Source organism: Massilia sp. NBRC 108631 (genome assembly GCF_059704565.1).
This window is the reverse complement of sequence record NZ_BAAKJE010000048.1, coordinates 23,414-42,301: the sequence shown is the minus strand read 5'-3', so window position 1 is coordinate 42,301 and position 18,888 is coordinate 23,414. Positions and strand designations below refer to the sequence as shown.

Below are 18,888 nucleotides of genomic sequence, written 5' to 3'. Positions count from 1 at the left end.
AATTTGATCATGGATGTGATCAAGAATTTGATCATCAGTTGATCTCCAGTCGAACCCTTTGAATAAAAAGCCCATGCCCAAGCAACTTAGCCCGATCGCCTTAGCCGTTTTCATGCTGTGTTCCACCCTGGCGCCGCACGCCGCAGCGCAGCAGCCCGCGCAATCCGTGCCCGAGTGGGAACAGCCCGAAGTCTTCGCCGTGAACCGCGAACCGATGAAGACCACCTTCTTCAACTTCGAAACGCGCGAGCAGGCGATCAAGGGCGACATGGCGGCTTCGAAGTACTACCGCTCGCTGGACGGCGCCTGGGCCTTCGCCTACTCGCCCACGCCGGAAGCGCGGCCGGTGCGCTTCTACGAACCGGGCTATGACGTCAGCGGCTGGAAGTCGATCCAGGTGCCGGGCATGATACAGGCGCAGGGTTACGGCCTGCCGGTGTTCACCAACATCCAGTACCCGTTCCCGATGAACGAGCCTTTCATCCCGCACGGCATGAACGAAGTGGGCTCCTACCGGCGCGACTTCGAGGTGCCGGCCAATTGGGACGGACGCGACGTGTTCCTGCATATCGGCGCGGCCGGCGCGGCCTACTACGTATGGGTCAACGGCCAGAAGGTGGGCTACTCGGAGGACTCCAAGCTGCCGTCCGAGTTCGAACTGAGCCGCTACGTCAAGCCGGGCAGGAACACCATCGCCATCGAAGTCTACCGCTGGGCCGATGGCTCCTACCTGGAGGACCAGGACTTCTGGCGCGTGTCCGGCATCGAGCGCAGCGTGTACGTCTACGCCGAGCCAAAATCGCGCCTGCGCGACTACCGCGTGACGGCGCTGCTCGACAAGCAGCGCTACGCGGACGGCGAGTTCACCCTCCAGGCCGACATGGCCGGCCTGCCGGCCAGGGGCGAAATCGCGGTGACCGTGTACGATGGCGAACGTACGGTGCTGAGCGGGAAGGGCGCCGTCGCCGACGGCCGCGCCGCGCCGGTCACGGGGGTGATCAAGAACGTCAAGCCGTGGTCGGCCGAGACGCCCAAGCTGTACCGCATGGTGGTGGAATACAAGGGGGCCGACGGCGCGCTGCTGTCGGCCACCTCGAGCCGGATTGGCTTCCGCACGGTGGAAGTGAAGGATGGCGAAGTGCGCGTGAACGGCAAGCGCGTCATGATCAAGGGCATGAACCGGCACGAGCACGACCCGGTCACCTACCGCGTGATGTCGATGGAGTCCATGCGCAAGGACATGGAGCTGATGAAGCAGGCCAATGTCAACGCCGTGCGGACCTCGCACTATCCGAACGATCCGCGCTGGTACGATCTGGCCGACGAGTACGGCATGTATGTGTTCGACGAAGCCAATATCGAAACCCACGGCTACATGGAAGCCGGCGACAAGGCCGGTCCGGGCAAGCGCGAGGCCATCCAGTTGGGCTACAAGCCGCATTGGAAGGCGGCCCACCTGGACCGCGTGTCGCGCATGGTGCAGCGCGACCGCAACCATCCTTCCATCATCTTCTGGTCGCTCGGGAACGAGGCCGGCACCGGCCCCAATTTCGAAAACGCTGCACAGTGGATACGCCAGAACGACAGCACCCGCCTGGTGAGCTACCTGGGCCATGGCACACTGGGCGAAGAGCACAAGCCGAACAACTACGTCGACATCTACGCGCCGATGTACGACGATATCGAGAAGATGGCGGACTACGCGCAGGACCCGCGCTACAAGCAGCCGATGATACAGTGCGAGTACGCGCACGCCATGGGCAATTCACTGGGCAACCTGGAAGATTACTGGCAGGTGATCCGCGCGCACAAGAAGCTGCAGGGCGGCTTCGTGTGGGACTGGGTCGACCAGAGCGTCTATGCCAAGGACAGCAAGGGCCGCAGCTACTGGGCTTCCGGCTTCGACCTGAATCCGGGCCACGGCGACAACAGCGTGGTCGGCGACGGCGTGGTGCGCTCGGACCGCACGCCCGACCCCGAGTACTATGAATTGCAGAAGGTCTATTCGCCGGTGGTATTCGAGGGCGATCCGAAAAGCGGCAAGCTGAAAGTGGTGAACCGCTACGACTTCAAGGACCTCTCCGAGTTCGAATTCAGCTGGACCGTGATGAACAATGGCGTTCCGGTGGCGAAAGGCACGCTGGACGGCGTGCGCGTGGCCGCAGGCGCCACCCAGGCCGTGCCGATCAAACTGCCGGCGCTCAAGCGCGCACCAGGGGTCGAATCGGTGCTGACGGTGCAGGCCCGCTACAAGGGCGCCACCACGCCCGGCGTCGCTGCCGGCAGCGTGGCCGGCTGGACCCAGTTCGTGCTGGCGCCGGCCGCAAGCGGCGCGGCGGTGGCCAAAGCCCCATCTGGCGTCAAGCCGGTGCGCACGGGCGACACCGTCACCATGTCCGCCGCCGGCGCGGTGCTGGCGGTCGATGCGCTGACCGGCCAGGTGAGCTACAGCGCGGCGGGCCAGCCTTTGCTCAGTGGCGGTACGCCGAACTTCTGGCGCGGCCTGACCGACAACGACGAGGGCACCGGCGTGCAGAAGACCCACGCCGTGTGGAAGAAATTCACCGAGGAGCGCAATGTGCGTGCCGTGACGGTGGGCGCCGGCAGCGTCAAGGTGCTGTACAGTTTCGGCGCCGGCGCGGCCCACTGGGAAACCGAGTATGCGTTGTCGCCGCAGGGCGCGCTGCGCGTGAGGGCGGCCTTCACGCCCTTGCGCGACGATCTGCCCGATCCGCTGCGCCTGGGCCTGCGCTTCAACCAGCCGGCGCGCCTGGAGAACGTGAAATGGTATGGCCGGGGGCCGCAGGAATCGTATGCCGACCGCTACACCGGCTTCCCGCTCGGCCTGTATCAGGGCAAGCTGGCCGATCAGTTCCACAGCTATATGCGTCCGCAGGAGAGCGGCAACCTGACCGGCGTGCGCTGGCTGGCGCTGCTGGACGGGCAGGGCTCGGGCCTGCAGGTGGCGGGTGAGCAGCCGCTGTCCGTCAACGCGCTGGCCTTCCCGTACGAAGACCTGTATCTGCGGCCGCGCGGCGCGTGGAAGAGTTCCGAGATCGCGCCGCATGGCGACGGTTCGCTGCTGGTGGACCTGGTGCAGGCCGGCGTGGGCGGCGATACCGGCTGGAGCCTGGACGGCCGTCCGCTGCAGAAATACCGGATCAGGCTGGAACCTGCAAGCTATAGCTTCACGGTGACGCCGGGCAGACTATAATGGTAGCCTTCCTACAAACAGCGGCAACAAGGGACAATGGCACCAGCAGCTAAACCAGCTAAACCAGCTAAACCAGCCAAGCAAGCCAAGCGAGTCGAACGCGGCAACAGCAGCGCCACCATCTATGATGTGGCGCGGGTTGCCGGCGTATCCGCCATGACGGTGTCTCGCGTCATGAACGGCAACACGCACGTCTCCGACATCACGCGGGAAAAAGTCACGGCGGCCATCGAGTCGCTGAACTACCAGGTCAACACCGCTGCCCGCGCGGCGCGCATCGGCACGCTGGGCATAGGGCTGTTGTACAGCAATCCCAGCTCGGCTTATATGAGTGCCTTCCTGGTCGGCGCCATGGACCAGTGCAGCCAGAGCGGCGGCCAGCTGATCCTGGAACGGTGCGATGACTTGCGCAGCCAGCGCAGCGCCATCGCCAAGCTGATCTCCAGCGGCGCGGATGGCATCCTGGTGCCGCCGCCGCTGTGCGATTCCAAGTCCGCCCTGAAGCAGCTCGACGAAATCGGCATGCCGACGGTGGCGATTGCGACCGGCCGTCCGGTGGCCAGCGTATCGGCCGTGCGCATCGACGACTATGAAGGCGCCTACGCCATGATGCGCCATCTGCTGTCGCTGGGGCACAAGGACATCGCCTTCATCCAGGGCGACCCGAAACACACGCCGGCGCAGCTGCGCTACAAGGCTTACGAGGACGCGATGGCTGAAGCCGGCCTGCCGGTGCGGCCGGAGCGCGTGGCGCCCGGCCTGTTCACCTACCGTTCCGGATTGGACGCGGCGCGCCAGCTGCTGGCGCAACCGACGCGGCCCACCGCCATTTTCGCCAGCAACGACGACATGGCCGCAGGCGCCATGGCGGTGGCGCACGGCATGCACCTGCAGGTGCCCGAGCAGCTCACCATCTGCGGTTTCGATGACACGCCGGTCGCCACCACGGTGTGGCCCGAGCTGACCACCATCCACCAGCCCATCGGCGACATGGCGCGTGCCGCCGTGGACCTGCTGGTGGAGCTGATCCGCCGCCGCCGCGCGGGCGAGCCGGCGATGGTGCAGCACAAGCTGCTGCCGTTCACCCTGGTCACGCGCGAATCGGCCGGCCCCATCGGCGCCTAGCATTGCGACAACGCGGCAGGGCGGGTTGGCGGGAGTTCCGCGTAACCCGCCAGACCCGCCTACAGAACGAGTATCCCCTGCAGCGACGACAGCTTGCCGGCGTCCGACCAGCCGCCCAGCAGCGTGCCCGCCGCGTCGAACTCCAGCAGCTGGCGCCCCTTGGCCCCGTTGTCCGGTCCGTGCCCCTGCCAGTTGGCCACCACCACATGTCCGTTGTCCAGCACCTGGAATGTGGCATAGAAGAAGGGCGCCACCTCCTCCCGCAGCGCCTCCGGCAGCTGGTCCGCGCCTCCGAAAGTGCCTGCCAGCTTGCCCTGCGCATCGAAGCGCGCCATGAACGCCCCATAACCGGCCGACACCAGCGTGCCGCCGTCCGCCATGCGCTGCGCCTTCCACGCGTGTTCAAAGCCCGGTGCCGCCAGCGTGCGCAGGGCGTTCAGGCCGTGGTCCGTTTCAAGGATATGATCGTTGGCGCACAGCAGATAGCTGCCGCCGGCCGGGCGCATCAGGCGCACGTAGTCGCCCTCGCGGCGCGCCGACGCGGTTTGCACCAGGTCGGGATCCAGCGTCAGGACGTTGATGCCGTTGCTGCCACCGTCGAGATCCATGCCGGTGAGCAGCGTGTCGCCGTTGTCGAGGCGGCAGGCGGCCGTGACGCCGCTCCAGCGGTCGCACGCGCGCAGCACCTCGCCGCTGGCAATGGCCAGCTCGAAAAAGCCGCGCTCGAAGCCCACCAGCGCGCGGTCCGGGCCGATGCGCTGCATGTCGCGCGCCAGCGGGAAGTCCGCCAGGCCGCGGCTCCAGCCTGCGGCCGGGTCGCTGGTGTCGATCAGGTGCAGGCGCTGGCGGCCTTCGTCTATTGCGAGAAATCGGTGTTGCAGTGTCATGCCTTGGTCCTTACCAGTATGGTTGCCAGTCGCGGGTCAGCCGCACCAGCGCTTCAAAATAAAAATAGTCGCCCCAGATGCAGCTCTCGTCCACGCCCATGCGCTGCGGCTTGTGGTACACCGCATGCTTCAGCAGGCCGCTGCCGGGAGCGCCATCGGCGATCAGGTAGCGGCTGGACAGCTCTTGCACCATGCCGCCGGCGGCGCGCTGGTAGGCGCCGCGCAGCGGATCGGCTTCCGGCAACTGGCGCGCCAGCTCCAGCAGGCCGCAGGCAGCAATGGCGGCGGCCGAACTGTCGCGCTCTTCCGGGCCGGAAGTGAAGATCAGGTCCCAGTAGGCGATGCCGTCGTCCGGCAGGCGGTTCAGGAAGTAGTTCGCCACCACCTTGGACAGGTCCAGCAGGCGCGTGTCGCCGTTGTGGCGGCATACCAGCGGAAAGCCGGAAATGCCCCAGGCCTGGCCGCGCGACCAGCACGAATCGTCCGCAAAGCCCTGGTGGGTCTTGCCGTGGCGCGGCAGCCCGGTGGCCGGGTCGAAGAAGAAGGTGTGGAAGGTCGAGCCGTCGGCGCGCACGATATGGCGCGCGGCCGCCTCGATGTGGCGGTTGGCCGCGTCGGCGAAGGCGCGTTCGCCGCTGTGCTGCGCAGCCCAGTACAGCAGCGGCAGGTTCAGGTTGCAGTCGATGATCATGCGGCCGGCCTGTTCCGGGTCGTTCAGGTCGCCCCAGGCCTGGATGATGCCGGCGCGTTCCATATAGCGCTCCAGCAGCAGCCGCGCCGCGCCCATGGCCGCTTCGGCGGCCAGTTCGCTGCCGGTGAGCTTGTGCGCGGCGATGCAGGAGAGGCTGTACAGGAAACCCAGGTCGTGGTGGTTGGTGTTGATGCGCTGCGCCTGGCGCTGGTGGAAGCTGCGCACATGCGCTTCGGCCGCCTCGCGGTAGCGGGCGGCGCCGCTGACCTCGTAGGCCAGCCACAGCATGCCGGTCCAGAAACCATTGGTCCATTCGATATTGCCCATGGCGGGATAGACCGAATTGACGCTCGATGGCGCGGGGAACGCCGTGCCGAAGTGCTCCAGGTTGCGGTCGATGGCGGCCAGCACCTGCGCGAGGGCCTGCTGCAGCGCAGCCTGGTCCGGCCGCGCTTCCCAGTGACGCGGCAGCGCACCGGACAGCGGCTCCATGGCGGCCGGGTTGAGGGATGGGGACATGCTTTGCTCCTTGTCTGTCTTGTATTGTCTTGTTTATCGGGCGCTGCCGATGGGCTGCGCATCCTTGCTGGTCTTGGCAGGGGGCCGGAACTCGGCGGGGGTCGGTTCGAGCGCCCAGATGGAGATCACCCAGAACACCAGTCCCAGCGCGGCCAGCAGCAGGTAGGTGTGCGGGAAGCCGATGGCGTCGTAGCTCATGCCGACCAGCGGCGACAACGCGGAAAGCCCCAGCGAGTGGCCGAAGCTGAAGCCGACCATGTACACGGTGGAAGCGAGCCGGTTGTCGAAGTGGCAGGCAATGTAGCGGAACACGGACACCACCAGGATAGGCAGCTCCACCGAGTGCAGCATCTTCAGCGCGGAGATGGCCAGCGGACCGTCGGCCAGGCCGGAGCCGGCGATGCGGACCAGCATGATCGACCCGGCCAGCAGCAATCCGTTCTTCGCGCCGATGCGTTTGATCAGCAGCGGCGCCAGGAACAGGCCGCCGGCCTCGATGAAGATCTGCGCCGAATTCAGATAGCTGAACATGGCAGTCCCTTCCTCAGGCGTGGGGAACAGGGAGCGGAAATAGTTCTGGAACTGCTGGTCGAAAACCAGGTAGAGGTTGGTCACGCTCAGGATGAAGACCATGAAGCGCCAGAAGTGCTTGTCCTTCATCAGGGCCAGCGCCTCGTTCAGTTGCACGCGTCCGGCGGCTTCTCCCGGGTCTTCGTCGGCGCGGGTACGCCAGACAACCAGCATGACCAGCATGAGCACGCCGGCGCTGGAGGCCAGGAAGAAGTTGATGCCCGGGTTGATATTGTAGATATTGCCCGCGAATATGGCGGCGCTGGCGAAGCCCAGCGAGCCCCACAGCCTGACGCGGCTGTATTCGAAGCCGTATTTGCGGCCGACGCGGTCGACGTACGACTCGATGGCGTAGCTGCCGGCGTAGAAGGTGATGCCCAAATACAGGCCGCCCAGCGCGGCGCCCAGGTAGATATTGGTCCTTAGCAGGGGCGCGTACACGTACAGCAGGAACAGGCCGCATAGGGAGCACAGCAAGCTCACCGTGAACAGGATGTGCTTGCGCATGCCGATGCGGTCGGAGACGTAGCCGTAGATGGGTTGCGAGATCATGGCAGCGATGAAGTTGGCGCCGAGGACGATGCCGGTTTCCGTTCCGGTCAGCTTGAGCTCCGAGCGCAGCCAGGTCGCAAGCAGCGAGATGCTCATGGCCTGCGCGAAGAAGTACACGTACACAAAGGCGCTGAGGAAGCGGTAGTGCGACTGCCTGGTGTTCATTTACTAGTCTCCTTATCTTTCCGGCGTCAGCCAGATGGCCTGGCCGCCGGACGGCGGCAGCTCGGCTTCGATGACCGAGTCTGCATTGACGCGGCGCTTGCTGATGCCGACTTTGGTTTTCGTGGGGGCGGCCGCATCGTCCGCGTAAATGGTGGCGGTGTAGCTGCGGCCCGCTTCGAGGAAGTCCAGCTTCACGCTGGCCTTGCGCGCGTCGTTGTTGGTAATGGTGCCCACGAACCAGTCCTGGCCCTTGCGGCGGGCGGTGCTGACGAACTGGCCCGGTGCGCCCTGCAGCACCTTGCTGTCGTCCCAGGTGGTTGGAATGCGGTCCCAGAATTCCAGCTCGGGCTCATTGGCCGACATCTCCGGCTTGTCGTACCAGTACAGCGTTTGCAGCGGGCTGTAGTAGATGGCGGCGAGCGCCAGCTGGTGCGCGTGCGTGGTCTTGATGCGCGGGTCGTAGTAGCAGATGGTGTAGTCCGCCGCGCCGGCCAGAAAGCGCGTGAACGGCAGCACGGTGTTGTGCGTGGCGTCCGGCATTTCCTCGTTACCGCGTATGCCTTCGGAGGTCATCAGGTTGGGCCAGGTGCGCTGCTCGCCGGTGGGGCGCCAGTCGTCGTGGATGTTGACCATCAGCCCGGCGTCCGCGGCCTGGCGCACGGCCTGTTCCAGCCACGTGGTCCAGCGGTGCGAGCCCACCTGCACGAAGCCGAACTTCACGCCTTTCACGCCCCACTGCCGGTAGGTCTTGAAGATGCTGTCGCCCTGCGCGAGCAGCGCCTGCTGGTTTACGTACAGCCACACGCCGATACCTTTGCCGGCCGCGTAGCGGATGATCTCGGGCAGGTCGAAGTCCGGGATGGCCACCTTGGTGGCATCCGACCCGAACGAGAAGGCGTGGCCATACCACTTCCAGTCGAACAGGATGTACTCCAGCTTGCGCCTGGCGGCAAAGTCGATATTGGCCTTGGCGCTGGCGGTGGTCTGCGTCATCACGCGCATGATCTTGCCGGGCTTGATCCAGTCGGCCTTGGGGATGGCGGACGGCGGGTTCAGGTTCAGGATGAAGTGGTTGTTATCCGCCAGCGCGCCTGCGGTTTCGGCCACCATGATGCCGCGCCAGGGCGTAACGAAAGGCGAGATCAGGTCGGCCGGGTCGTGCATGGCGGTGACGATGGTGTTCGGCTTGGTCTTGTGCAGCTTGAACTTGGTGCGCGAGTAGTCCACCATGTTCGCCTCCAGCAGTGCCACGTGGATGCGGCCCAGCACTTCCAGCGTCAGCGGGCGCTCCGATTCGTCCGGCCATCCAGCCAGCGGCAGCAGCCGGTAGGGCGCTTGCGCCCAGCCGTGGAACCAGGCCTTGGTCTCGACCGGGAAGGTGAACTCGGTGTTCTCCTGCACCACGCGGTAGTAGGTGCCTTTTTCGTTCTCAGGGAAGACGAAACGGAACGCCACGCCTTCGTTGTAGGCGCGCACCTCCAGCGACAGCGGATAGATCGGGTTGTCGTCCTTGACCATGTTCACCGTCATCTGGTTGTAGTGGTCGCGGATAGTGGCGCGTTCGCCGGTTTCCGGCTTCCAGGAGCTGTCGTGCGCGCCATGCCTGATGGCGGTGATGGCCAGGTTGTCGAACCACTTTGCCTGCCTGTCGACCTTGAGCGCCATCGCGCTCTCGGACAGGTGGTTGTCCAGCTGCAGGTCGAGCAGCGAGTCGAGGATGATGGTCTTGTGCTTGTAGGTGACGCGGTAGTACAGCTCGCGCTTGCCGCCAGCGTCGGCCTTCTGGTAGAACACGAAGCGCAGGTTCTGGTCCGGCGAGGCCACGCTGGCCTGGCCCGGTTGCTCGTTGACCTGTGCCGTGGCGCCCAGCGGCAGCAGCAGGGCGGCGAGGAAAAGCAGGATGGTTTTCATGCGGCGTTTTTTCCAGTTGATGAGGACATCAAGTTCGTCACTTGCTGCAAGGTGGGCGGCGTGGCGCCCGGCGCGAGGCAGGCTGCCGCACCGGCGGCGACGGCAAAGCGCAGATGCGACTGCAGTTTTTCGGCGGGCCGCCCGATGAAGCTGTAGAGCAGGGCGCCGATGCTGGCGTCGCCCGCGCCGACGGTATCCACCACTGCAATTTCCGGCGCCGGCGCCTTCCAGCAGTTGGCTCCCTGGTAAAGCTGCGCGCCGTCCGCGCCGCGTGTGTACAGGTAGATGGCGTCCGGATTCATGGCGCGCAGCTTGCCGAAGGCCAGCTCCGCGTCGCCGGTGCGGAACAGTCCGCGCAAATCCTCATCCGACACCTTGATGAGGTCAGCCAGCGCCGCCATGCGCTGCAGCACGGCGTCGTAGCGCCGGTCCATCAGGGCGCGGAAGTTGGGGTCGTAGCTGATGGACACGCCGTGCCGCTTGAGGTCCTCGGCCATTGCCAGCAGCTTGTCCGCCAGCGGTTGGCGCGCCAGGCTGATGCCGCCGAAATGCACCCAGCGCGCGCCGGCCTGCCAGCCCTGCGGCAGCAGCGCGGCGTCGAAATGCAGGTCCGCGCTGTCGTCACCGATGAAGAAGTAGTTCGGCGGATCGAGTTCGTGCACCACGGCCAGCAGGGGCGCCTTGTCCAGCTGCTGCAGGAAGCGGCCGTCCAGGCCGGCGGCGGCGTTGGCGGCGGCCAGCTGCGCGCCAAACACGTCGCGGCTGACGGCGCCGGCGAAGGCGCTCGGCACGCCCAGGCTCGCCACTACACGCGCCACGTTCCAGGTCGAGCCGCCGACCAGGCTGCGCCAGCCGTCCGGGCCGCTGCGTATCAGGTCGGTCAGGGCTTCGCCGGCGGCGACGAAGGCGGGGAAATCGGCGGAGTCCGGAGTGTTCATGGCTGGCGTCCAATAGCAGGTTCGGTAGCAAGGGCGATCACATTGAGCACCTCGTGGCAGGCGCCCATCGTATGGTAGTCGACTTTCCCGGCCGGGCTCTTCTCGGCGCTGATCTTGCGGTTGTCCGGTGTCAGGATGCGGTACCAGGCGCCGTGGCGGTGGTCCACCATGTGCTCCCAGCTGTAGGCCCAGATCCTGTCGTACCAGTCCCAATAGCGCTCGTCGCCGGTGCGCGCGGCCAGCACGGCGGCGGCGGCCAGGCTCTCGGCCTGCACCCAGAAGTATTTGTCGCCGTCGCAGATTTCGTCCTGCGGGCCGAAGCCGTAGTGGATGCCGCCGTGCTCACGGTCCCAGGCCTTCTGCAGCGCCAGGTCGAACAGCTGCGCGGCGCGCGGCGCCAGCCAGTCCGACGCGGCGGCCAGTGCATCGGCATGGCGCTCCATGATCAGCAGCAGCTTGGCCCATTCGGTGAAATGGCCGGGCTGGTAGCCCCATGGGCGGAAGATGTTGCTCTTGTCGTCGCGGTTGTAGTCCCAGTCCACCGACCAGTCGGCGCGGTAGTGCTCCCAGATCATGCCGCCGGCCAGCGCGGCCTGGCGTACCGTGATGTTGTATGCCAGCTGTTCGGCGCGGTGCAGGTAGCGCTGCTCGCCCGAGGCCTCATAGGCGGCCAGCAGGGCTTCGCAGGCGTGCATGTTGGCGTTCTGGCCGCGGTAGCCGTCCAGCACGGACCAGTCGGCGCTGGCCTGGTCGGCGTACAAGCCGTGGTCCGCCTGCCAGAAGCGGCGCTCCATCAGTGCGAAGGTCTCGTCCATCCAGCCGCGCGCTTGCTCGACGCCGGCCGCCAGCGCATGCGAGTAGGCCAGCATGACGAAGGCCAGGCCGTAGCAGTGGTTGTCGCCGTCGAGTACGCGCCTGGCGCCATCCTTCCATTCCAGCTGCCAGGCATAGCCGCCGGTGTGCGGGTCGCGGTGGGCGTTGCGCAGGAAATCCACCCCGTGGCGCACGGCGTCCAGGCAGGACGCCTCGCCGAACCGGCGGTAGGCCATGGCGTAGTTGAACACGAAACGCGTGCTGCTGACCAGATGGCGCGTGCTGCGGTCGTAGATGCTGCCGTCGTCCAGGTAGAAATGGTAGAAGCCGCCGCTGGGATCGATGCAGCGCGGGTGGTAGAACTGCATGGTGTGCGCGATGTGCGACAGCAGCATGCCGCTGGTGCGGAAATTCGGTTGCATGGTGTATTCGTCAGGATTGATCGGGCGCGGCCTGGTTCCAGGCTGCGATGCGGTATTGCGTTTGCCATGGTTGCTGCGGCGACAGCATCAGTCCCAGCCGGTCCGCCAGCGGGTGGCCGGCAGGCGCGTGCGCCACGCGGCCCAGGTCGAACAGGCTGTTGACCGGCTCGGCGCCGATGGCGAGGTGGCGGCTCATCCAGGGAAAGTGGATGCGGCCGCCGTTGCTAATCCAGAGCATCAGGTCGGGCAGCTGCGCGGTGTCCCACCACATGCCGACGCAGGCGGCGTAGTCGAGATAGTGCAGCGTGAAGGGCGCGGCGCTGCCATGGCCACCCTGCACGCCGCGCACCTGCAGCAGTTCTTCGCTGGGGCCGGGCAGTGGCAAGCGGCTCAGGTCCAGCGGGCCGTCCATGCCGGCCATGTGCGCCAGGCTGGCCGAGTGCGTGTCGGCGCGCAGGCGGGAGATGGCCCCGGGGGCGTTGCTGGGGTAACTGTGCACGCCCTCGTGCGCTCCCAGTTCGACCCGCACGCGGCCCGCCGCCGGCGGCAGGCGGAACGTGGGGTGCAGGCCGGCCGGCAGGCGCGCTTCCCGGCGCGCGTGGATGATGAGGGTGATGTCGAGCGCCGGCGCGTGCGGATCGGCGGCGATGATGCGTTCAACCCGCGCCACGGCCGATTCGTCCGGATAGTCGATCGCCAGGTGCAGGCGCTGCGGCACGGCCTCGATGCAGTGCCAGGCGTGGTTGGCGGCGTAGCCGTGGTCCCACCGGTCTTCTGCGGGGTGCGTGCGCCAGTCCGGCGGCAGGTCGTGCGGCCGGTCGGCGCGGCCGAAGGGCACGCAGGGCCATTCGCCCCGCAGGCGCTGCAGGATGCCGGGCAAGGTGTCGGCGGCCGTCATGCCGTGCCACGGCGCCACGTGCATGATGTCGACATCGCGTCCGCCGTCCAGGCGCAGCGTGACCGGGCCCAGCATGCCTCCCAGCGGCTGCACTTCGGCGCTGCCGTGCTCCCATTGCAGTCTCCACGGGCGCATCATGTGGCGCTCCCGGCGCGGCGCGGCCGGCTGCATGGCCGGGCCGCAGCGCTAACGTTGGCGTTAGCGGCGCACATCGAGCGCTCCCGTCATGGCCGCCTGCACCTGGGCGGCGCTGACCAGGTTGAAGTCGCCCGCGATGCCGTGCTTCAGCGCTGCGGCGGCCAGGCCGAACTGCAGCGTGTCCGTGTGCGCCCAGCCGCTGTGCAGGCCGTGCAGCACGCCGGCCGCGAATGCGTCCCCGGTGCCGATGCGGTCGACGATACCGTCCAACTCCACCGGCGCCGCGGCGAACGTTGCGGCGCGCGTGTGCAGGGTGGCGCCCAGGGTGTGGCGGCAGGTGCTGTGCTGGAAGCGCACCGTGGCGGCCAGTGCTCCGAGCTTGGGGAAGGCGGCGAAGGCGGCAGCCGCCGCAGCGGCACGGCGGTCGCCGGACCTGTCATGCGGGCCCTGTTCGAGCTCCGGGCGCCGCAGCACCAGGGCGATGTCGCGCTGGTCGGCAAAGGCCAGGTCGGCATGGCTCATCAGTTCGCGCAGTATTTCGGCGCCGTCCTGGCCCTGCGCGGCCCACATGGACGCGCGGTAGTTGCCGTCGTAGGCCACGCGCACGCCCAGCGCGCTGGCGGCGCGCACGGCGGCCAGCACTGCTTGCGCCGCGCCGGGCCCGATGGCAGGCGTGACGCCGGAAACGTGCAGCCAGTCGGCGCCTTCCAGCAGTGCGGACCAGTCATGCAGGCCGGCGCGCGCTTCCGCGAACACCGAGCCGGCGCGGTCGTAGATGATTTCGGACGGCCGCGTGACGGCGCCCGGCGTGAGGAAGTACAAGCCCATGCGGCCGGGACGGAAGGCGATGGCGCCGGTGTCCACGCCATGGCCGCGCAGCACGTTGCGGGCCGCGTGGCCGAGCGCATTGTCCGGCAGCGCGCTGGCCATCGCGACTTGGTGGCCGAACTGGGCCAGCGACACCGCCACGTTGGCCTCGGCGCCGCCGATGCACACTTCGAGGGAGGGCGATTGCAGCAAGATGCGGCCGGCTGGTGCGGACAGGCGCACCAGCACTTCGCCGAAGCAGACGACGCGGCCGGTCATCGCGCCAGCCATCCGCCGTCTACCGGCAGCACGGTGCCGTGCACGTAGTCGCTGGCGCGGCTGGCCAGGAACACTGCCGCACCGCCCAGGTCGGCCGGCTCGCCCCAGCGTCCGGCCGGGATGCGGGCCAGGATGGACGCATTGCGCTCAGGGTCCGCCTTCAGGGCGGCCGTATTGCTGGTGTCGAAATAACCCGGCGCCAGCGCGTTGACGTTGATGCCTCTCGCGGCCCATTCGTTGGCCAGCGCCTTGGTCAGGCCGGCCACCGCGCTCTTGCTGGCGGCGTAAGCCGGCACGCGGATGCCGCCCTGGAAGGACAGCAGCGAAGCCACGTTGATGATCTTGCCGCCGCCATGCTGCGTCATGTGGGCCGCGGCCGCTTGCGACAGGAAGAACAGTGATTTCAGGTTGGTGTTGATGACGGCGTCCCAGTCTTCCTCTGTGACCTCCAGGCTGTCCGCGCGGCGGATGATGCCGGCGTTGTTGACGAGGATATCCAGCCGCCCGTGCGGCGATGCGGCCAGCGCTTCGGCCATTACGCGCGGTATCGGTTCCAGGGAGGACAGGTCGGCTTGCACGAAGCCGAAGCGGCGGCCGGCAGCCGTCACTTGCCCGGCGGTGCCGGCGTGGCTGGCGGCGTCGCTGCGGCCCACCGCTACAATATCGGCGCCGGCCTGGGCCAGCGCCACCGCGATGGCCTGGCCCAGGCCCGTGTTGGCGCCGGTGACGAGGGCGGTGCGGCCGTCCAGCTTGAACAGTTCAGACATGGCGGCCCCTTATTTCAGCTGGCAGATGTCGAGCACGTTCATGTCGGTGTAGTCGAGGTTTTCCCCGCCCATGGCCCAGATGAAGGCATAGTTGGCGGTGCCCGAACCCATGTGGATGGACCACGGGGGCGACACCACGGCTTCCTCATTGGCCACGATGATGTGGCGCGCGGAGTCCGGCTCGCCCATGAAATGGAACACGCGCTCGCTTTCCTTCAGGTCGAAGTAGAAATACACTTCGGAGCGGCGGTCGTGCAGGTGCGGCGGCATGGTGTTCCATACGCTGCCCGTTTTCAGGATGGTCAGGCCGAGCAGAAGCTGGGCGGACTGGCACACGCCAGGGATGACATATTGGTAAATGGTGCGGGCATTCGCGGTTTCCGCGCTGCCGCGCTCCAGCGGCACCGCTTCCGCGTTCGAGATCTTCTTTACCTCGTAGCGGACATGGGCCGGGGTTGAGGCCAGGTAGTAGCGCGCCGGCTGCGCCGGGTCCAGCGATTCGAACGTGACATCCCGGGTGCCCATCGGCAGGTACAGGCCGTCGCGCGGCGCCAGTTCGTAGGCTGTGCCGTCCACCGTGACGCGGCCGGCGCCGCCCGACACGTTGATGACGCCCATCTCGCGCCGCACCAGGTAAGGCTGGCCAGCCGCGGAGGCCGGTTCGGCGTGCCGTGGCAGCGAGACCGGACCGCTCACGGGAGCCGCGCCGCCGATCACAAAACGCTCATGATGGGAGTAATTCAGCTGCACGGTGTCCGCAACGAAGAGCTTGCTGATCAAATAGCGCTCACGCAGCTGATCGTTGCTGACATGGTCCATCATGTCGGGATGGGTGGCGTGGTAGGTTTTTTCGTACATTGCGGTCTCCATACTGCGCATCAAAACGCTTGCGATCTGTTATCGATAACAACTATAATACCCATGTCGGCTGAAAATGCCAAGCAGAACAAACATAACGAGAGACGAGACACAGTGATGATCAAGCAGCTATGCATGTTGGTGCTGGCCGGGGCGGCCGGCGCAGTGAGTGCCAGCGCAGTGTCCACCGCCGCCGGCCCGGCCGGTGCGCAGCCATGGGCTGCGGACCTGGGCAACGGCCAGTACCGCAACCCCATCCTGTATGCCGACTACTCCGATCCCGATGTGATCCGCGTCGGCGCCATGTTCTATATGACTTCGTCCAGTTTCAGCAACGCCCCCGGCTTGCCGCTGCTGCAGTCGACCGACATGGTCAACTGGGAATTGGTGGGGCACGCGCTGGCGCAACTGCCGCCGGCGGAGATTTTCGCCGTGCCGCAGCCGGGCAAAGGCGTCTGGGCGCCGGCCCTGCGCCATCACGACGGCAAATTCTGGATCTTTTATCCTGACCCGGACGCCGGCATCTACGTGATGACGGCCGAAAAATTCGCCGGCCCCTGGAGCGCGCCCCGGCTGATCCTGGCGGGCAAAGGCATTATCGACCCAGCTCCGCTGTGGGACGACGACGGCAAGGCCTGGCTGGTGCACGGCTGGGCCAAGAGCCGCTCCGGCATCAACAACATCCTCACGCTGCGCAGCATGGCGCCTGACGGCAGCAAGCTGCTGGACGAAAAGGGCAGGGACATCATCAACGGCGACAAGCTGCCGGGCTACTTCACCATCGAAGGCCCCAAGCTGCACAAGGCGCACGGCTACTACTACGTGTTCGCCCCGGCCGGCGGCGTGGAAAACGGCTGGCAGTCGGTGTTCCGCTCGCGCAGCATTGAAGGCCCGTACGAAGACCGCATCGTGATGGCGCAGGGGATGTCGGCCGTGAACGGGCCGCACCAGGGCGCCTGGGTCGATGGCGTCGACGGGCGCGACTGGTTCTATCATTTCCAGGACAAGGGTGCGTATGGCCGCGTGGTGCACTTGCAGCCCATGCGCTGGAAGGACGGCTGGCCGGTCATCGGCGAGGACAAGGACGGCGACGGCGTGGGCGAACCGGTCATGCGCCATGCCAAGCCCGCGGGGCAGGACAGCGGCGTGCTGGTGCCCGCCACCACGGACGAATTCTCGGCCAAGGCGCTGGGCCTGCAATGGCAATGGAACGCCAATTACCTGCCTTCGTGGGCTACGCTGACCGCGCGCCCGGGCTATTTGCGGCTCGCCGCATTGCCGGCAGCCGACGGCGCCAGCCTGCGCGGGCTGCCGTCGGTGCTGACGCAGAAATTCCCCGCGCCCGCCTTCGGTGTTGATGCCAGCATCGTACTGGGCGGAAGCGGCGGCGCGGGCGGCAAGGCCGGCGGCGCGGATGGCCAGCGTGCCGGCCTGATGGTGCTGGGCATCCGCTATGCCTGGGTGGGGCTGCGCAGGCAGGGCAATGTCACGCAGCTGGTGCATTCAATATGCGAAGTCCCGGCCGACACATGCCAGGAACGCAGCGAGGTGCTGGCGTCACTGCCGGCCGGCGCAGCCGGGGCGTCGGCTGCATCTGCTGCGACCGGCCCGGTGTACCTGCGCCTGCGCGTCGATGCCGGCGCGATGGCACAGTTTTCGTACAGCCTGGACAACAAGACTTTCACCCCTGCAGGCCGGCCGTTCAAGGCCAGCGTGGGGCGCTGGGTGGGCGCGCAGCTAGGCCTGTTCAGCACAGTACCCGCAACCGCGGCAAGCAAGAGCGCCTGGGTGGACGTCGATTACTTCCGCGTCACGCCCTGAGCAGCGACTACAACTAGGAGACATAGTGATCTGTAAATTGATACGCGCGCTGGCCACCGGCGTAGCCGCTGCAGCATTCTGCGTGCCGGCAATGGCGGCCGCCGCAGCCCCGGCGCCGGCAACGCTAAACGCCCTGCAGGTGCATCCCTTCCCGGAGGCCTTCCGCTACTCGCACCATAACGACGACTACACGGTGCGCGTGCGCACGCCCGGCGGCGTGTGGCAGGACCTGTACGAATACAACGTGAAGGTGGACCTGGACAAGCCGGTCAAGGATGCGTCCATGGTCTACTTCAACTTCGACGGCAGCGTGGAAGTGGCTGTGCAGAAGAACAACGGCAGGTTCTCGGAAGTGGCTGTGCGCCCGAGCGCGCGCGGCATCAAGCCGACGGTCAGGGGAAACGTGGCCTACTTCACGCTGAACCGCGCGGAGAACTTGAGCGTGGAGTTCGACGGTGACCGCCACCATAACCTGCACCTGTTCACCCACGCCATCCGCAAGGACATGCCGCGTCCCGCAGCACCGGTCACCGGCATGAGCACCGGCAAAGGCGCCACGCCGGACTTCACCCAGCCGGTGGTCTACTTCGGCCCCGGCCTGCACGACGGCGAGTTCACGCTGCGCTCCAATACCACGGTCTACATCGATGGCGCGGCAGTGCTGAAACGGCCGCTCATCATCGACGCAGTGGAGAACGTCAAGGTCTACAGCGATGGCCTGTTCATGGGCGCCAGCCAGCTCCAGATCCGCAACTCGCGCAACGTCCTGATCGACGGCCCGATCTTCATCAACCAGCCGGAAGGCACCATGCGCTGCATCACCTCACAGGACCTGGAGGAGCGCAGCATCCGCACCATCGGCGGCGGCCAGTGGTCCGACGGCCTGGGCCACTTCGCCTGCGAGCGCGTGAAGATCTCCGACAGTTTCATCCGCACCTCCGACGACTGCATCACGCTGTACAACCACCGCTGGGATATCTGGGGCAATACGCGCGACATCAGCGTCAAGGACAGCACGCTGTGGGCCGACGTGGCGCACGCCGTCATGATCGGCATCCATGGCAATACGCCCACGCCCGCGCACCCGGACCAGGAAGTGCTGGAGCGCATCCGCTTCAGCAATATCGACATCCTGGAGCACGACGAGGATGACCCGGAGTATGAAGGCGCCATCGGCATCATGGCCGGCGACGACAACCTGGTGCGCGACGTGACTTTCGAGGACATCCGCGTCGAGCGCATCGAAGAGGGCAAGCTGTTCAACCTGCACATCGCCTACACGCCCAAGTACAACACCAGCCCGGGACGCGGCATCGAGAACATCACGCTGCGCAACATCAGCTACACCGGCAACGGTTCGCCCAGCGCTTCGGTCATCTACGGCTACGACGCCACCCGCAAGGTGCGCAACATCGTCATTGACAACGTGACGGTGGGCGGCCGCAAGCTGAAGGGCGCCGAGGCCAACTTGCTCGACATCGGGCCGCACGTGGAAGGAGTGCAGTTCAAATGA

14 protein-coding genes are annotated in these 18,888 nt (G+C 66.6%); 4 read left to right on the top strand and 10 right to left on the bottom strand.

The window, feature by feature from the left end:
• The first annotated feature begins 73 nt into the window (after nt 1-73).
• Nucleotides 74-3,214 carry a glycoside hydrolase family 2 TIM barrel-domain containing protein gene (locus AC6H42_RS05495; RefSeq protein WP_497547573.1) on the top strand — a complete coding sequence of 1,047 codons (3,141 nt, stop codon included), beginning with the start codon at nt 74-76 and terminating at the stop codon, nt 3,212-3,214.
• A gap of 36 nt (nt 3,215-3,250) precedes the next feature.
• Nucleotides 3,251-4,339, top strand: a complete 1,089-nt coding sequence (locus AC6H42_RS05490; protein WP_082551592.1) for a LacI family DNA-binding transcriptional regulator — start codon at nt 3,251-3,253, stop codon at nt 4,337-4,339.
• Between the two features lie 59 nt (nt 4,340-4,398).
• On the opposite strand, the gene AC6H42_RS05485 is transcribed toward AC6H42_RS05490, so the two are convergent.
• The 10 genes from AC6H42_RS05485 to kduI are packed head-to-tail and all read right to left on the bottom strand — an operon-like array spanning nt 4,399 to nt 15,554.
• Entirely contained in the window at nt 4,399-5,226 is an 828-nt protein-coding gene (locus AC6H42_RS05485; RefSeq protein ID WP_057153843.1) for a hypothetical protein, read from the bottom strand.
• A 10-nt stretch (nt 5,227-5,236) separates the two neighbouring features.
• Nucleotides 5,237-6,436, bottom strand: a complete 1,200-nt coding sequence (locus tag AC6H42_RS05480; protein WP_082551593.1) for a glycoside hydrolase family 88 protein — start codon at nt 6,434-6,436, stop codon at nt 5,237-5,239.
• A gap of 33 nt (nt 6,437-6,469) precedes the next feature.
• Nucleotides 6,470-7,723 carry an oligosaccharide MFS transporter gene (locus AC6H42_RS05475; RefSeq protein WP_057153845.1) on the bottom strand — a complete coding sequence of 418 codons (1,254 nt, stop codon included), beginning with the start codon at nt 7,721-7,723 and terminating at the stop codon, nt 6,470-6,472.
• Nucleotides 7,724-7,735: 12 nt separating this feature from the next.
• The gene (locus tag AC6H42_RS05470; protein WP_057153846.1) at nt 7,736-9,634 is read right to left on the bottom strand and encodes a glycoside hydrolase family 97 protein; all 1,899 of its coding nucleotides are present in this window, start codon (nt 9,632-9,634) and stop codon (nt 7,736-7,738) included.
• Nucleotides 9,631-10,572 (bottom strand): carbohydrate kinase family protein, encoded by a 942-nt coding sequence (locus AC6H42_RS05465; RefSeq protein ID WP_057153847.1) that lies wholly within the window; start codon nt 10,570-10,572, stop codon nt 9,631-9,633. Before AC6H42_RS05465 ends, AC6H42_RS05470 begins: the two co-directional genes overlap by 4 nt.
• On the bottom strand, nt 10,569-11,807 hold the full coding sequence (locus AC6H42_RS05460; RefSeq protein ID WP_057153848.1) for an AGE family epimerase/isomerase: 1,239 nt from the start codon (nt 11,805-11,807) through the stop codon (nt 10,569-10,571). The genes AC6H42_RS05465 and AC6H42_RS05460 overlap by 4 nt, the downstream gene beginning before the upstream one ends.
• A 10-nt stretch (nt 11,808-11,817) precedes the next feature.
• The gene (locus AC6H42_RS05455) at nt 11,818-12,843 is read right to left on the bottom strand and encodes a hypothetical protein (RefSeq protein ID WP_497547572.1); all 1,026 of its coding nucleotides are present in this window, start codon (nt 12,841-12,843) and stop codon (nt 11,818-11,820) included.
• Between the two features lie 60 nt (nt 12,844-12,903).
• Complete coding sequence (locus AC6H42_RS05450; protein WP_497547571.1) at nt 12,904-13,929, bottom strand: sugar kinase; 1,026 nt, start codon at nt 13,927-13,929, stop codon at nt 12,904-12,906.
• Nucleotides 13,926-14,696 (bottom strand): 2-dehydro-3-deoxy-D-gluconate 5-dehydrogenase KduD, encoded by a 771-nt coding sequence (gene kduD / locus AC6H42_RS05445; protein WP_057153850.1) that lies wholly within the window; start codon nt 14,694-14,696, stop codon nt 13,926-13,928. Before kduD ends, AC6H42_RS05450 begins: the two co-directional genes overlap by 4 nt.
• A 9-nt stretch (nt 14,697-14,705) precedes the next feature.
• Nucleotides 14,706-15,554 (bottom strand): 5-dehydro-4-deoxy-D-glucuronate isomerase, encoded by an 849-nt coding sequence (gene kduI / locus AC6H42_RS05440; RefSeq protein WP_057153851.1) that lies wholly within the window; start codon nt 15,552-15,554, stop codon nt 14,706-14,708.
• Between the two features lie 117 nt (nt 15,555-15,671).
• On the opposite strand from kduI, the gene AC6H42_RS05435 reads away from it, so the two are divergent.
• Nucleotides 15,672-17,375, top strand: a complete 1,704-nt coding sequence (locus AC6H42_RS05435; RefSeq protein WP_497547569.1) for a glycoside hydrolase family 43 protein — start codon at nt 15,672-15,674, stop codon at nt 17,373-17,375.
• Nucleotides 17,376-17,400: 25 nt separating this feature from the next.
• Nucleotides 17,401-18,888, top strand: a complete 1,488-nt coding sequence (locus AC6H42_RS05430; RefSeq protein ID WP_497547567.1) for a glycosyl hydrolase family 28 protein — start codon at nt 17,401-17,403, stop codon at nt 18,886-18,888.